This window comes from Desulfocastanea catecholica, assembly GCF_054657295.1.
Genome location: NZ_BAAHYZ010000045.1, coordinates 1 through 15,655 on the forward strand (window position 1 = coordinate 1; position 15,655 = coordinate 15,655).

General features: G+C 49.7%; 12 protein-coding genes and 1 pseudogene. 2 read left to right on the forward strand and 11 right to left on the reverse strand.

Translation table 11 applies throughout. The features are described 5' to 3' along the window. Positions 1-112: 112 nt before the first annotated feature. Complete coding sequence (locus ACYQ8U_RS21500; protein ID WP_459947623.1) at positions 113-1,453, forward strand: Tm-1-like ATP-binding domain-containing protein; 1,341 nt, start codon at positions 113-115, stop codon at positions 1,451-1,453. Between the two features lie 105 nt (positions 1,454-1,558). Here the strand turns inward: ACYQ8U_RS21500 and ACYQ8U_RS21505 are convergent, their stop codons facing one another. From ACYQ8U_RS21505 to ACYQ8U_RS21535, 7 genes are all read right to left on the reverse strand, one after another. Further along, complete coding sequence (locus ACYQ8U_RS21505; RefSeq protein WP_459947624.1) at positions 1,559-1,819, reverse strand: PEP-utilizing enzyme; 261 nt, start codon at positions 1,817-1,819, stop codon at positions 1,559-1,561. Between the two features lie 592 nt (positions 1,820-2,411). Further along, the gene (locus ACYQ8U_RS21510; protein WP_459947625.1) at positions 2,412-3,347 is read right to left on the reverse strand and encodes a SphA family protein; all 936 of its coding nucleotides are present in this window, start codon (positions 3,345-3,347) and stop codon (positions 2,412-2,414) included. 266 nt (positions 3,348-3,613) lie between these two features. Continuing rightward, positions 3,614-4,522, reverse strand: a complete 909-nt coding sequence (locus ACYQ8U_RS21515; RefSeq protein WP_459947626.1) for an SDR family NAD(P)-dependent oxidoreductase — start codon at positions 4,520-4,522, stop codon at positions 3,614-3,616. Positions 4,523-4,645: 123 nt separating this feature from the next. After that, positions 4,646-6,286, reverse strand: a complete 1,641-nt coding sequence (locus ACYQ8U_RS21520; protein ID WP_459947627.1) for a phytoene desaturase family protein — start codon at positions 6,284-6,286, stop codon at positions 4,646-4,648. 59 nt (positions 6,287-6,345) lie between these two features. Beyond that, on the reverse strand, positions 6,346-7,134 hold the full coding sequence (locus ACYQ8U_RS21525) for an electron transfer flavoprotein subunit beta/FixA family protein (RefSeq protein ID WP_459947628.1): 789 nt from the start codon (positions 7,132-7,134) through the stop codon (positions 6,346-6,348). After that, positions 7,134-8,123, reverse strand: a complete 990-nt coding sequence (locus ACYQ8U_RS21530; RefSeq protein WP_459947629.1) for an electron transfer flavoprotein subunit alpha/FixB family protein — start codon at positions 8,121-8,123, stop codon at positions 7,134-7,136. The genes ACYQ8U_RS21525 and ACYQ8U_RS21530 overlap by 1 nt, the downstream gene beginning before the upstream one ends. 39 nt (positions 8,124-8,162) lie before the next feature. After that, complete coding sequence (locus tag ACYQ8U_RS21535) at positions 8,163-10,097, reverse strand: heterodisulfide reductase-related iron-sulfur binding cluster (RefSeq protein ID WP_459947630.1); 1,935 nt, start codon at positions 10,095-10,097, stop codon at positions 8,163-8,165. 423 nt (positions 10,098-10,520) lie between these two features. Between ACYQ8U_RS21535 and ACYQ8U_RS21540 the strand changes: the two genes are divergently transcribed. Further along, entirely contained in the window at positions 10,521-11,129 is a 609-nt protein-coding gene (locus ACYQ8U_RS21540) for an HD domain-containing protein (protein ID WP_459947631.1), read from the forward strand. Positions 11,130-11,204: 75 nt separating this feature from the next. On the opposite strand, the pseudogene ACYQ8U_RS21545 reads toward ACYQ8U_RS21540, so the two are convergent. The 4 genes and pseudogenes from ACYQ8U_RS21545 to ACYQ8U_RS21560 all read right to left on the reverse strand — a co-directional run. Continuing rightward, positions 11,205-11,366: pseudogene (locus tag ACYQ8U_RS21545) on the reverse strand (cupin domain-containing protein); the annotation flags it as partial. 268 nt (positions 11,367-11,634) lie between these two features. Then, the gene (locus ACYQ8U_RS21550) at positions 11,635-11,745 is read right to left on the reverse strand and encodes a helix-turn-helix domain-containing protein (RefSeq protein WP_459947634.1); all 111 of its coding nucleotides are present in this window, start codon (positions 11,743-11,745) and stop codon (positions 11,635-11,637) included. A gap of 114 nt (positions 11,746-11,859) precedes the next feature. Beyond that, complete coding sequence (locus ACYQ8U_RS21555) at positions 11,860-12,762, reverse strand: LysR family transcriptional regulator (protein ID WP_459947632.1); 903 nt, start codon at positions 12,760-12,762, stop codon at positions 11,860-11,862. Positions 12,763-13,478: 716 nt separating this feature from the next. Continuing rightward, positions 13,479-15,503, reverse strand: a complete 2,025-nt coding sequence (locus tag ACYQ8U_RS21560; protein WP_459947633.1) for an acyl CoA:acetate/3-ketoacid CoA transferase — start codon at positions 15,501-15,503, stop codon at positions 13,479-13,481. Positions 15,504-15,655: the final 152 nt, after the last annotated feature.

Here is a 15,655-nt window from a genome sequence, read left to right on the forward strand (position 1 = left end):
AATAGTAAATCCCAGAAACTTTGTGATAAGAAAATACAATTTTAAATATTTTTGTCTCTTTTGGCTAATCCCTCACACCAGTTAGAAGAGACCCCTGGGGTAAAAACTAACGATGGCGATCATTGTGATAGGAATGTTGGACGAACGGGAACCTGCTTTGAAGCTTGCCAAAAATGAAATCATGGCTCGCGGCCATGGTGCCGTTCTAATTGACATCAGTATTGGCAATGGTGCGATAGTGCCCACGGTACAAGCCAACATGGATAGCCGACGGATCGCTGCCGCGGGTGGGGCCAGCGTGGAAGAGATTCACACATTGCTGAACACCAATCGCGAACGTGTCACGACGATTATGGCCGAAGGGTTGGCCAAGGAACTGTCAGCGGCACACAGAGCCGGGCAGGTGGATGGGGTGCTGGCTGTCACCGGCATGACGGGTGCCATGATTTGTCTGCCTGTGCTAAAAAAGCTTCCATACGGACTTCCAAAAGTACTGATTACCAGTGTTGCCGCGATGCCGGCATATGCATCAAAACTTGCCCGCTTTTTCGGAAGCAACGATATAACCGTCATGCATAGCGTCGTGGATACGGTTGGACTCAACACTATGGTAAAACGACTCCTGACGAACGGCGTAGCAGCCGTTTGCGGGATGGCCGAAGCACGCTGCGATGATGTCACCTCTAAGCCGGCTATCGCTATTACCGAATTCGGTTTTTGCGATACCGGCGCGCAGTTCATTCGCGATCGATTGGATTTGGCATTCGATGTGATCTCCTTTCACGCCACTGGTGTCGGTGAGCTGGCCGCCTCCAATTTCATTCGCCAAGGTGGGTTTGAAGCATTTATCGATTTAGTGCCGGCAGGATTCAGTGAGTATCTGCTGGGGGGGAACCGCGGACTTGGGCCGGATCGCTTCGATGCCGGATTGGAGAGTGGAAGACCTTACCTTTTGGCCCCATGCGGATTCGATATGATTAGTTGCGGTCCTATCGAACGCAGGGACCAAATGGATCCGTTGTGGATAAAGCGTGATCTGAACAGACGGCAACTTCTTATCCAGGACGCGATGCGTGTTCAGGCACGAACAAATATCGAAGAGATGCAGACCATTGCCCGGCAAACAGCCAATCATTTAAACAGAGCCAATGCACCCCATCTGGTCAAGTTTTTCATTCCGCTGCGGGGGTTTTCATCCGCCAGCATTCGTGGGGGAGCATTGTACAATCCTGATGTAGACAGGGCGTTTATCGAAACGCTCAAGAAATTACTCAATTCGTCAATAGAAATTATAGAGGTGGAGGACGATATCAACTCCCCGCACTTTGCTTATGCGATCACCAACGTCCTTATTAATATGCTTGATGACAAGCGATCTTCTTCTCAACCTCTCATTACCAAAAAGGTTTATTTCGATGAAAAAGGGATCGCTCCATGCACCCAGGATCATTGACTAACATAGAAAGATTGATACGATGCCGATGCACCAGACCACCAAATCATGGTCCGGCAGCATCGAGGGCGTGTCTTTTTTGACACGGGGCTGTTGGAAACGGGATTAGTCCAATATATAGACAACCCCTTGATCACCGTCTAGTTTGACTCGCTGCCCTGTTTTAATTTTCTGAGTTCCTTCTACGCAGCCGGCAACACAGGGCAGACCAAATTCACGGGCCATGATAACCGGATGCGATAATGACCCTCCACCATCAGATATCAGTCCACCGATTAAATTAAAAGCCACCGTCCAGGCTGCGGATGTTCCTGGGGCCACTAGAATTTCACCTGGCTTTAATTCAGTCAACTGATCGGGGTCCATGATCACGCGCTCAACCCCCTCGACGACTCCAGGTGAAGCAGCAGCCCCATAAAGCCTGAGTACCCGGGGAAATGGAACTAAAAACTATTCAACCATTTAAAATCACATGAATAATAAGCCTAATCATTCCTCGTTACAATGATAAATTGTAACGAGGAATCGAGTGGCCAGGAGTTGTAGTATATTATATAATTTTAACGGGTTAAGCCAAGTCATCGTTACAATCGTCCGGGAACTCAGGATAAAGGTCTGCCTTTAGTTCTTCCCTGACGATAGGGACTTAGATTGACACTTGCAAGGTAGGATCGCTTCTCAGTATGGCCTGAGCTTGTTCAATATCACCATAAAAAGGGCTCATCCCGTTGAAGCGTACCTTTGTATATCTATCTGAAATTGAAATGCAATATTGTCCGCTATAGTTCTATGTCGGACAAAAACTTTCAAAGGGAGCCTGTTGTCAAAAAGGAAACAGGCCCCTCTGATGTTCAAACTGTTGATTTTATAAGATAATCGATCTGGTATCAGATCGAAATCCTTTGTCGTTGTGGCGACCAGGTACGCAAAAACCGGAAGAACCGAATCTTTTAAACTGTTATTGAATAGGCCAGATCAGCTTGACCCAGAACTTGTCCCCTTCCGGCTTGTTCTCAGCAAGCATCTCACGCTGGTACCTGAACTCGACAATGGTCCCCTTAGAGTCAAATTTGATCGAAGGGCCGACAGCAAAAACTTGGCCTTTGTTGCCGTCATTGGCACTGGCAGGAACACCTGCCGGCATCATCGTTCCACTGTCATCGGTAACCTGCTGGTAGTAATAGCCGGTGGCGCCAAAGGTCCAGGGCCCCTTGTGATAACCGAGGGCATAATCGAAGTGGAACTCCTGGCCTGATTTGTAGTCGGTGTCTTCGTTGGTGGTGTTGAAGTCGTACATGAACTTAGCTGACACCTCCAGCCCGTTATCCGCCAGATAGGTGACAGCCAGTACCGGCTCAATGGTCCAGTAATTCCTCCCTATGTTGGCAATCTCATTCTTGTTGTAAGCGCCAGTCGGGATATTTATATCGACAGCCGATGCCATATGCAGGTTCTTACTGAAATGCCAGGAAACAAAGGGGGCCACGGTCATATCGCCAAAACCGCTCTTTGTCCCGCTGCCGAAGGTGGTGTCGGCACTCATGTGGACCAGAGGCAGGAGCACGTAACCGCCCAGATTGCCGCCAAGGAAATCCTTGTCGGTCTGGTAGAGGATACGGGTTACCGCAGCCGAAGCATCCACTTTGAAATCGATGGGTACCCTGTCGCCATCACCATCCATCAGCTTGTCGGCGGAGTAGTGGTTGAGATATTCGACGATATAGAGGCCTGGAGGTGGGAGGGCACCTGTCATGAAGCCTTCGGCGCCGTTCGGGTACATCCCGCCGCCCCCTTCCGTGGCCTCAGCCTTGGACCAGCCGAAGCCGATGACGATCAAAAGGGCGGAACACAACAACTGCGGTTTCATGGCCTTGAAGAAATCAGTGGTTTTCATAGTGGCTTCCTTTTTCTAGGTGAAGTATCAGACTAGGTGAAGTATCAGAACAGGGTTCTGATTTAAATGATGCGGTTATTTCCTGCCAATGGTCTTCAAGACGCTCTCTGCAGCCAGCCGGCCCAAATAGGCGGAAAAGCCATAAGCATGGTGGGAAAACATCAACAATATCAAGAAAAAATGGTGAATATGGATATTCACCAGACAACATCAGGAGCGACAAGAAGCAAGAACCACACATACGGCCATCACCAGTTATGGAAGGGTCATTGTGCTGTCCAGCCTCCATCAGAAGCAATTATCTGTCCTGTTACATAGGACGATGCATCCGATGCCAGGAAAAGCAAAAGCCCCTGCAGTTCTTCGATTCGTCCGCGTCTTCTCATCGGTGTCCTGGCAACGAGTCGTTCTTCCCTTTCATTTTGCTCCTTCGTGGTTTGAACATCCGACCTCGCCTTGGATAGAGAGCTACCAGCGTGCCAGGCCGGTGCGATGGCATTGACGCGAATGCCGTATTCAGCATACTCGACCGCCCCCTGTTTCGTGAGGCCGTTGACGCCATGTTTGGAGGCGATATAATTGACCCGTGGATTCATGTCGGCGAATAGACCGACCAGTCCCAAAATCGAAGAATTGTTGATGATGCTCCCCCCACCGTCTTGCTTCATCATCTGTTCAATCTCTTTTTGCATGCACAGAAACAGACCGGTGAGGTTCACTGAAATCACCTGCTGCCAGTCTTCAATGCGCATTTCATGGAAGCGCACGGGCGGGGATACAATACCGGCATTGTTTACGGCAATATCCAATTTATTGAATACTGACACCGTCTCGTCGACCATCCGGGCCACATCGTCTGGTTTGGAAACATCCGCTGCGATGGAAAGCACTTTTCTGCCGGTTTTTTTAATAATGGTTTCTGTTTCTTTCAAGCGCTCCTTGTCTCGGGCCGTAATGACGACATCTGCGCCTGCCTCGGCCAGTGTCTGCGCGAAACTTTGACCCAATCCATATGAAGCTCCCGTTACAAGGGCCGTTTTGCCCTCCAAACTGAACAGGTTTTTCTTTGAAGGCATATGTATTTCTCCTCTGCTTGTGACGGGGTTCTGCTGCCCCATTACGATATCGACATGAACCAATATTGTGTCCGCATGAAAAATGGTAGTTAATGGCATGAAAGATTCCGATTGAAAGCCCTTTTCGAGACCATCAACCGGAATCCCGCATGCCACCCCCAATCAAGCGCACCAGAAAGGAGGATAAGGATAGCTCTGATTCCTTGCGGCCACCCTCAAATACTATTCCGGCTGGCGCAGTCCGAAATCATCAGCGATCACCTTGTAGCAGTTATAGCTGGATCCCCGTGCGATTCCACCACCACCGAACATGGACGACGAACACATGTAAATATTATCGATAAATGTTTTGAAACCACCGACAGGTGACCCCCTGAACCGCCCATTCTGGGAGCCGGCCATGCTACCCATGCTCCAATTTCCGCCTTTCATATCCAGATGCGTATCCTGCAGGTCAACGGGATTGATGACCCGGTAGCCGATAATGTTGCTCTTCGTCATATTGGGGGCGTATTTTACCCATTGGCGGAGGAGTTCCTGAAAAAATTCTTCCGACATCTTACGCCAATCCTTTCTGGAGTGAAAGTACATCGGGCAGGTGTAATCCTCGAAGGCCACGGAATGTTTACCCTCCGGCACGCGCGACGGGTCCCAAATGCTGTCCGGAGCCGACAGACAGAAGAATTTGGAGGCCATACCGAGAACCATGATTTCATGCATGTATTTGTCTTCGATGTATGCCAGGTCTTTGGGCCCCCAATAGGTTCGAGGACATCCATTGATGTCCGGATTGTTTTTCGAGGCCTTATAAACCGGAAGCTCATGAACCCCCGTGCACCCCCACCAGGCATGTCCCCTGTCAAATAAATTTGTATCCAGCCGACGCTGCATTTCGTCCGTTTTGAGATCCGGATTGAGCATGCGATCGAACAATTGGGGGTTGCCGATATCGCCGATGACCATTTCTTTGGCGGTGATTCCGGTGCCGTCCGCAAGGCGTATGCCCGTGGCTTTACCGTTTTCAACTATGATCTGGTTAACCTCGGAATTTACAAAATACTCAACCCCGAGTTTTTCACCCGCGGAAACCAGCGCCTTGGTGATGGATGCGGTTCCGCCCTTGCAAATGGCGGCCGATTCCCAGCCAAGCACCAGATGGATCGCGGCGATCATCATGCCGATTCCCGGTACATCATTGGGGTAGATGCCGGCTGAGGTTAAAAAGCCCCTATTTGTCAAGATTCGCAGCTCATCGCTTTTGAAAAAATAGCGGGCGAACTGTTTGCAGTTCCAGAACTGCATCTCCGGCACAATCAGACTGTCCGGATCCGCAAACAATTCTTCAAAGGCGTCAGGGGTGCCCCAGGGGGTCGGCGGACTATAGCGGTATTTTTTAAACGCAGGACGCCATTTATTCTTGTATATATCCGTCAACCGAAGATAGGTTTCGGCATCCTCCTTCGAGAACTGTGCGATCTGATCATATGTTTTTCTCATATTTTCTTCGCTGAATTCTACCCGCCCGGTTTGGGGGTCGACGCACCGCCACACGGCATAACTGGTGTAAGACGTTCCATCGTCAAAAATCATGCACTCATTTGTTTCTGGAAAAATATATTCCAATCCTTCATCGCGAAGGTTGAATTCCTTGTAGGCGGGATGGCCAAAGAACCGGGTAAAATGCGCGCAGAAATTCATCCGGAATCCTGGTGCCGGCCCTTCCTCGGTCACCGCACCGCCGCCGAGATGGTCCAGCCGTTCGAAAACGCCGACGGATAAGCCGGCCTTGGCCAGATAAGGAGCAATGATGGTGCCGTGGTGTCCGCCGCCAATGATAACCGCATCGTAGGATTTGTCAGCCATGTGGATTTACCTCCTGTTAAGTGTTGGCAAACTGCTTGTGTGCCCATTTGAAACGACTTTTATTTAAATAACTTGAAAACCTCGGCCAGTGCTACGGCCTGTTGATCGGGTGTGCCCTCAAGGAACTGGCAGTCCCGAGTCATATCCGGAGGCGTGGCCAGGGAGGCGATCTTCATATCGGTGATCGCGTCGCCGGCTATACCGATTTCCTCGGCCGCCCAGGAAGGAATGTTTCCGCCCCGCATCATCTTCAGCATCCGGGTTCTGGAGATGTAGCGCAACTCGCCCACCTCGTTGCTCACCGTTATCAGGGCGGGCAACTTCGCCTTTACCCGCTCGTAGCCCTCGGGTACGGTTTTTTTGACGATGACACTGCCGTTTTCGACTTTGATTTCGCGTGCGAGGCTGATGCATGGCAGTCCCAGTATCTCGCCTAAAATCAATCCGACCTGACCGGAATCCCAATCGCCTGCCTGTCTGCCGGTCAACACCAGATCGTATGAACCGATCTTTTTGATGGCTGCAGCCAGAACCGCGGCCGTGGAATGACTGTCCAGCCGTTCGAAGCCGCCGTCTTCCAGCAGGATCAATTCATCGGCACCAGCCGCTAACGCTTTGCGCAGAACGCTCTCAGACAGCTGTTTACCCACACTCAGCACGGTAACTTTGCCATTGAGTTCTTCACTCAACTGAATGGCCGCCTCCAAGGCATTCTCGTCAAAGGGGCTGATGACCTGGGGGGCATCAACGATGACCTCCATGGTATCGGCGTCGATACTCACATCGGAAAGCGGTGCTTCGGGATCGGGAATCTGTTTGATACAGACGATTATGTTCAGTTCAGTCATTACATCACCTCCTCCAGTTTTTTGATCAGGGCCGGCACAACCTGTTCGTAGTCCTCGACAATGCCATAATCGGCAACCTTGAAGATGTTGCAGCTCGGATCGGTGTTGATGGCGATGATCTTTTTGGCGTGGACCATGCCCACCAGATGATGGATCGCTCCGGAAATTCCCACGGCCACATATATATCCGGCGCAATAATGGTGCCGGTGAGGCCAACCTGATGGTCGGAGGAGATCCAGCCCTTGTCGACGGCCATGCGGCTGCATCCGATCATCACCGAGCCGAATGGTTTGGCCAGTGCAGTAGCCAGTTCCTCGAGCATTTCAAATCCTTCTTCGCCGCCAAGGCCCGCACCGCCGGCAACCACGACACTGGCCTTGTCCAGGGCGACCGTATCCTCCTCGACGATTTCAAGCGATTCCAAACGGGACATGGACTCGTCAATGGTGACGTTGATGGCTATGACGGCACCGCCAGCGCTTCCGGCCTCGGCAGGCGGAAACACATTGCCCCTGACCGTTACCATCTGCGTCTGTCCCGAGCATTTGAACACGGCAATGGCATTGCCGCCCGATACCGGTTTGGTACCCAGCAGTCCCCCATCACCTGGATCGATGGTCAGATCGATACAGTCAGTGGTCAGACGGCTGTTCAGCCGGTAAGCCAATCGGGGCGCCAATTCAATACCGATAAAAGAATGGCTTATCAGAAGCATCGTGGGCTTGATTTCCGCACAGGCCTGCTCTATGGCCGCCAACCAGAGATCCGCATTGACCCTCCTAAGAAGCGGGTGCTCAATCTTGTAAACAATGTCCGGGCCATAGCCCGTCGCCGCCTCAGCAGCGTCTTCAATCGAATCGCCCATAATAAGAACCGATAGCTTGTCGCCCGATACTTCAGTCAGTTTCTTCCCGATTCCCAGCAATTCAAGTGTTCTAGAATCCAGGAATGCATCTTTGACCTCCCCTAAAACCAATACCTCAGTCATTAATAACCTCCTTGTTCTGTGTTATTGCCAGATTTGGCATCATTCGTGTTCGAGTGCTTCCAGAAGCAGTTCATTGAGATCCATTACCCGAAAGTCTTCCCGTGATCCGATGGCCTTACGAGCATCCTCTAGCATAATTAGGCACAGCGGACAGGCTGTGATAAGAATTTGTGCACCGGTAGCCTCGGCCTCCTCTATCCGAACCTCGCTAATTTTACGTTCACCTCTCAGGTCCTGCCACATTCTCCCTCCGCCCCCACCGCAGCATAGACTGTTTTCCCGGCAATGATCCATCTCCACCAGTTTGACGCCCGGAATTGCGCGAATCACATCCCTCGGCTCATCGAAAATACGATTATGCCGCCCGAGATAGCAGGGGTCATGAAAGGTAACCTTCATGTTCAAGGTCTTCTCAAAGGAAAGTTTTTTGTTTTCCAGGAGTTCTTTCAATATCATGGTGTAATGACGGGCCCGGAACGAGCTGTCCGGATATTCGTTGGCCAGCGTATGGTAGCAATGCGGGGATGAGGTCGCGACATCCGTGATGCCGTAATTGTCGAACAGGGTCTCGCACTTCTCCTTCTGTTCCTCGGCAAGCCCAAATTCTCCGACGCGACGGGCTATGTCGCCGCAACAGGGTTCCTTTTTACCGAGAATGCCGAAACGGACACCGGATTTTTTGAGTATTTCCGAAAAAGACCGGGCAATCCCCCTGGCCCTGTCGTCGAACGAGGTGGTGCATCCCACGAAATAGCACAGATCAGCCTCTGTGCCTCGCTTGGTCAGGTCGGTGATGTCGAGGCCGTCGGCCCACGCGCCGCGCTGCTTTTTGGATGATTCCCAAGGGTTGTCGTACTGGAAAAGCTTTTCCAGGGTCTGGTTTAACAGCGCGGGGACCAGCGTGCCTTCCTCGACGGAAAGTCTTCTTTCTTTAGCTACCGTTTCAAAAGCCGCACCATATATGGGGCACACTTCCAGACATGCCTTACAGGTCGTGCAGTACCACAAGCTCTCATTGACCCCATCGTAGTCGTTGCGATTCCATAATCGGATATTCTTGTAAAGAAATTGCGTTTGCCACATCTGCTTTCGCGCCCACTGCACAAAATCCCTGGGCGCAAAGGCTTCTCCGGCCCCGGACGACGGGCAGGCTGCAACACACCGCCCACAACGCATGCAGCCATCGTAGAAAACTGCCACGGCCACGTCCAACCGGCCGGCTTCATCATCAAGGGTCGGAAGTGAAACTGGAGATGCACTGCTGAAAAAGATACTGGCCGGGGCACTAAAAATATGAAACATTTTTGAGTAACAGACGACCGCAATGAAACTCAGACATAGCAGTGCATGCGTCCACCACAGAGTCGGGTATAACGCCCCCGCTGTCGCCGCCGGGATTAGACTGGCGGTCCAGTTTCCGACAAATGACCAACCCGCCCATTGCGGTTGAAAAGCAGCCAACCTGGCACCTTCCAGAAAAAATCCAGAAAGGACCATCAAAACAAACCACAAGGGTAATACCGCATCCTCCACCCGTCTTTCCAGCCTGGGGACGCGTTGAAAGTATCGGCGGGCGAGTCCCCAAAGAATACCGGCCAGGAGCAAGATCCCGCCGAACTCCATCAACAGGGAAAACCACAGGTATGGTCTTCCTTCGAGAAATTCATACACGTAATGATGCACAGACAGAACACAGGTACCGACAAAGAGAATAAAGAAGCCCCAGAAAATGGCGAAATGCATCAAACCGGCCGCCATGTCGCCCCGGAACAGACGTTTTCCGGTAAAGATATCAAAGCCCATCCTGGTTAACGCCGGTGCGATCCCCGTTAGCGAAATCGGCTTGCAGCTTTTTTTCCACACCCAGATGTGGCTGCCGGCACCGATGAAAAATAGAACCAGTGCAGTTACTGAGAGAAGATAAAAAATCCAGGTGTGTTCAATTTGCCAGTACATAACAGGTTGGGCTAACATGCGTATTTCTCCTTTATTCTTTTTTCTACACCCTAGGGAATAGAACGCCGTGGGGAGTTATTGTTCTTTCCTGTTGAAGTGTACAAATTTTTTTTGTAAATAAAGAAAACCATGAAGCATGTAGATACCGCAAAACATAAAAACAAAATTATTTTTAATAAAAACTTAAAACAATTGTGCATACGTCCGGATAGTGTTAAGCCTTTTTCATGAAAGCACTCACCATCTCAGACCCGGTACGGCTAACCTTGATTTTCAGAGCGAATGTTGAACTAGTGGATGAACTTCCAAAATATCAGTACAAAACACAATTGGTCAAAAAATTATATGAATAGTTTGCCAGCCATGTTAGGTTTCTACTTTGCGAGTCTAACATGGCCTATTACGTTCAGATTACGAAAGATATGGTTTGGTCTCTAAAATATGCTCCTCCAACTTACTAAAAAAGAGAGGCAAGTTCTTGGGTTGGCCGTCCCTCACCTTCAGGTGATGAGCAACGAACTGCACACAAAAGAAGTAGTCCGTTTTTGTCTTCAACTATTGCAAACAGTTGGCGGCGAACGACATATTGTTATTCCCGCAGCCATCCTACATGATACAGGTTGGGCCAAAATACCTGAAAACATTTCCCAAAAGATAAGAGGCCCTGATAACGACCATGGATCCGTAAAAATTCATGAAGAGATTAGCGCGCTAATTGCCGAATTGATTTTAAGGGATGTGGATTACAAAAAGGTTTATATCGATGAAATTGTAGCCATGATTATTGGCCACGATAGCAGAAAAGTAGCTCTTTCGCTGAATGATAAAATACTGAAGGACGGAGATAAATTATCACGTTTCTCAAAGGAATTTTCTAAAATATGGCCGAACTGGAGAGACGGTTCGGCGGCGAAAGACGTATATGGCATATTGTCAAATGGTGTGAAAAACTGGTTTTTTTTGTCAGATTCCAGAAGAATTGCAAGTATTGAGCTTGATCAGCGCATACAGGAAGATCATATGCGCAAGGCGAATTATAGTGCGTCGTAAATAAAGGATACTTGACCAAGCTGCCCAGTGCTGCTTGATGAGCCAGCATAAAACGCGGCTGCCCCGTTTATGCCGTCAGCATTTCACATCTAGAGGCAGTTCGTACGTTATGGCTAGTAATTTTGAAGGCTTATCCCCTATACTTCTGCCAGTGTGAGAGACATTGGAATCGTGATAGACGCAATCCCCAGCTTGCATAAGGTATTTTTTTCCATCATACACCAACTCATGGGTGCCCTCGAGCTCGAAAAGAACTCTTCTCCTTCGTGCTGAAAAGTTCCTTGCTCCTCAAAAGCCGGCTCGATTATATAAGGCTTCATGTTTTTCCCAATTATATGAGTCACAATTGCTTGGTAATTATAACCTTTTCCACGAAAGCTGGTCTGCTCAATCTTTCCTGCGCCTTTTTTACAAATTCAATGCGAGGATCATTAAGTTTTTGTACTTTTTCACTGTTGAGCACTTTAACATGAACCCTCAATGCTCTGGCCAACTTGTCCAATGTTCAGTATGGAGGAGCTTTCTTGGATCGCTCAATTTTCGAAAGATACACTTTTTTAAGCCCAGTAAGATCCTCAAAATCCTGCAACGTCAATCCTTTTGTTTTACGAAGCAGTTATATGTTTTTACAGACAACCTCACCAACCATAATAAATCTTTCTTTCTAACTTTATTTTGTTAACGTTTATTAACGTTATATTAAAATATGTCAATCGTTTAACAGCATTTTTTAGAACTGCTCCTGCTTGATGAATTGATCGATCATCTTGAGAAACGCCAACGCGGCTTGTGACAAATTGCTACGTTTCAAATAAGCTACGCCGTATTCAATGACTGGTGTAAAATCCAAAATATGGACTTCTTTTAGCAAGCCGTTAGATAATTCGTTTAAAACAACATCCCGGCATAAAAAGCTGACCCCTTCATCCCCGCAGATAAAATGCTTGATAAACGGTATACTGGAGGATTCCATGGCCACTTTCGGCGTTACACCAATTTCCTTCAGACGGTTAATGACAATGTCCCTGGAACCAGATCCTTTGAGCGGAACAATCAATGGGATTTCATTTAGTGTTTTAACTGTGACAGAGTCCTCGGGCAACAATAGGCTCTCTTTGGCCGCAACAAGGATAATTTCTTTCTTCCCCATGTAGCGCATTTTCACTCTTTTATCATTCGGAAAATATTGAGTTATGACCAGTTCATTTTTATTGTTCAACAGGCTTTCAATCATATCACATGAAGGCCCGCGATCGACGACCAACTTGATACCCGGATAAATGGATATAAACGGCTTGATTAGGGAAGGGACCACATAGAAGCTTGCCGTTTCCGAGCAGCCAATTTTTAAGACGCCCTCTTTAACTTTGCCAATATTCAGTATGAATGCTTCTATATTTTCCAGTTGTTCAAAAATGGGTTGCACTTTTTCATGAATTTTACTGCCGGCATCCGTAAGACACATGGTGTTTCCAGATCTTACAAGTAATCGAACTCCAGTGGTTTCTTCTAAATTTTTTATCTGCAGGGTTACCGCTGCCGGTGACACGCAAAGCTCGGCGGCAGCTTTAGTGATACTCCTGAATTTAGCCGCCGTATTGAAGTACCTCAACTGGTTTACATTCAGATTCAAAATAATATCCCATTTTTGCTGATTCAGTGTGTCTGTTGCTTAGCGATTTACTCCTGAAAATTTGTCATACAAATCAAAAATCCTGAAGAGTGTCTTGATATTATGAATTTAAAGTAATCATCAAGGCACTTATTCTGGCTTATTTTCCCGTTAACCAGGGTTAGTTCCTTAATCCGATCTCTAAAATATCTAATGGACGAAACTCATTCATCCATGGGAAATTACCCATCATTGTGGACCTGCTTTTGAAAATGCGTGACAATAAAATAAGGTTCTTCCGGTTTTTCCGTACCTGGTCCCCACAACGACAGAGGATTTCGGCCTAATACCAGATTGACTATTTAGAAAAGTCAGCAGTTTGATCATCAGAGAGAGCCTGTTTCCCCTTTGACAACAGGCTCTCCCTGAAAGTCTTTATCCAACATAGAGCAATAGCAGTCAATATTACATTTCAAATTCAGGCAGATACACAAAGGTACGCTTCAACCGGATGAGCCCACCCTCAGCTCCAGCGGGACCAGAGCAAGGGACGGCTGCCAAAGAGGGCTCATCGTTCTCGCCAAGCGGAACGGTATCTTCCCTCCACGTTTATTGGCATGGAGTACGGATTGGCTTTGGGACCGGCCAGGGTGCCAGGAAAAGGTCATTGTCCTGGCACCCTGGCCGATGGTCTAAACATCATTGCCGTTGCGTATCATCATCGCATGTTTCACGTTTCAGCCGACAGCCAATGCTTTTCGCGCTTCTTCTTTGCTTTCATAAATGTGGGGAGAAACCCCCCGCTTCTCGAGTTCGTCACCGAGTTTCATCCTCAGGAAGGTACTGGTCGTATAACGGGTGACGCTCTCGTAGAATTTTGCCGCGTACTTCACCATTTCCACGTATTCGTCCACCAGGTGCGGAGAGACGTTGAAGTTGTCGTAGTTGGCGATGGTGTGAACTTTTATGCCGATAGGTTCCAGTATCGACCCTACGACTTTTTTCATCTCCTGAATTTCTTCACTGGATTTCATGTAGTAGTTTTCCAGGTTGATGAAAAAGATGTTATCCTCCGCATTGTAGGCGAAACGGTCCTCCATGGGGATGTTCAGGAGATCGTCCTTGATCCCCATCCGGGCGAGCCGGAAAATTCTTTCGTCCATCAGTTTCGGCGGCCGGCGCATGACCGGTTTAAAATCCATCAGCGCCAGAACCTGGGTCTCCAGGTCTATTCCGGGGGCGATTTCAATCAATTCCAGCCCATCCTCGCACAGGGTGAAGACACAGCGCTCGGTGATGTACAGCACCTGCTGCTGGATGCTTACGGCGTACTGACCGCTGAACGTTTTCTGTTCCACCTGGCGGACGAACTTCTTCTCCCGCCCTTCCTGGTCGATGGTCAGCTTACCGTCCTCCACCGAGGTCTTGAGCCCGCCAGCAGTGAAGGTCCCGACAAAGCAGACCTTCTTTGCATTCTGGCTGATGTCGATGAATCCCCCCGGGCCGGTAAAACGAGGCCCGAACTTACTGACGTTGACGTTTCCTTCCCCATCCGTCTCTGCCATGCCGAGGAAGGCAATGTCGAGGCCACCGCCGTCGTAGAAGTCGAACATGGCATTCTCGGCGATCAAGGCGTCGGAGTTGATGCCAGCGCCGAAATCCAGTCCTCCCATCACCAGGCCGCCGATGATACCCGATTCGGCCGTCAGGGTGGCATATTCCAGCACCCGTTCTTCGTTGGCCACCCGCGACACCCCTTCCGGCATGCCGATGCCGAGGTTGACGATGCTGTTAGGCTTAAGTTCGAAGGCGGCGCGGCGGGCGATAATTTTGCGTTCGCCCATTTCCAGCGGCGGGATCGCCTGCATCGGCACCCGGTGCTCACCGCTGAAGGCGACACTGTACGGCGTACCGAAGGTCTGCCAGTGGTTCTCGGGTTTGGCCACAACGACGCAATCGACCAGGATGCCGGGGATGACGACGTCCCGGGTATTGAGGGTGCCGCTGTCGGCGAGCCGTTCGACCTGGACGATTACGACCCCGCCGGAGTTCCGGGCGGCCTGGGCCATGGCCAGCGCATCGAGGACCATGCACTCTTTCTCCATGGTGATGTTGCCATCAGGGTCGGCCGTCGTGCCGCGGAGGAAGGCGACATGGATCGGAAAGGCCTTGTAGAACAGATAATCCTTGCCGTCGATCTGCATCAGGGTGATGAGATCTTCACCCTGGGTCTTGGTCAGGTCGTTGAGCTTGCCGCCATCAACCCGGGGATCGATGAAGGTGCCGAGGCCGACATGGGTCAGATTACCCGGCTTGCCGGCGGCGATGTCACGATAGAGTTGGGTTACGGCACCCATCGGCACGTTGTAGGCGAGGATCTTGTTGTCATGGATCAGTTTTCCCAGCCCCGGGGTCAGACCGGTATGGCCGCATATGACTCTCCCCACCAAACCCTCGAGGGCGAGGTGATTGAGCCCCTTGTTTTTGCCGTCCCCCTGGCCTGCCGGGTACGTCAGCGTCAAATTTCTCGGCCTGCCGGTTTTCTGGAACCGCTCTTTGAGAGCGATGGCAAGTTCCTCGGCAAAGCCTGCCCCCACAAAGCCTGCCGTCACAATTGTGTCGTTGTCGCGGATGAGATCTATAGCCTCTTCAGCCGTAACGATTTTTCCCTTTTTCATATGCATGGCTGACATCGGGTCAACCATTGGGTGTCCGATCTCTTTTAAATGCATTTTTCCGATCAACGGATTAATCTCTTTCATGACTAAATTTTCCTTGTTGGGTTCTCGATGTTATCTATTTTATAGGAAAAGTACGCTTAAACACCGAGAGAGCCGTAAAAAGTTGTTATTTCAGCAGCGCGAGAAGTACACCGGCGGCAACGGCTGAGCCGATAACCCCGGAAACATTGGCG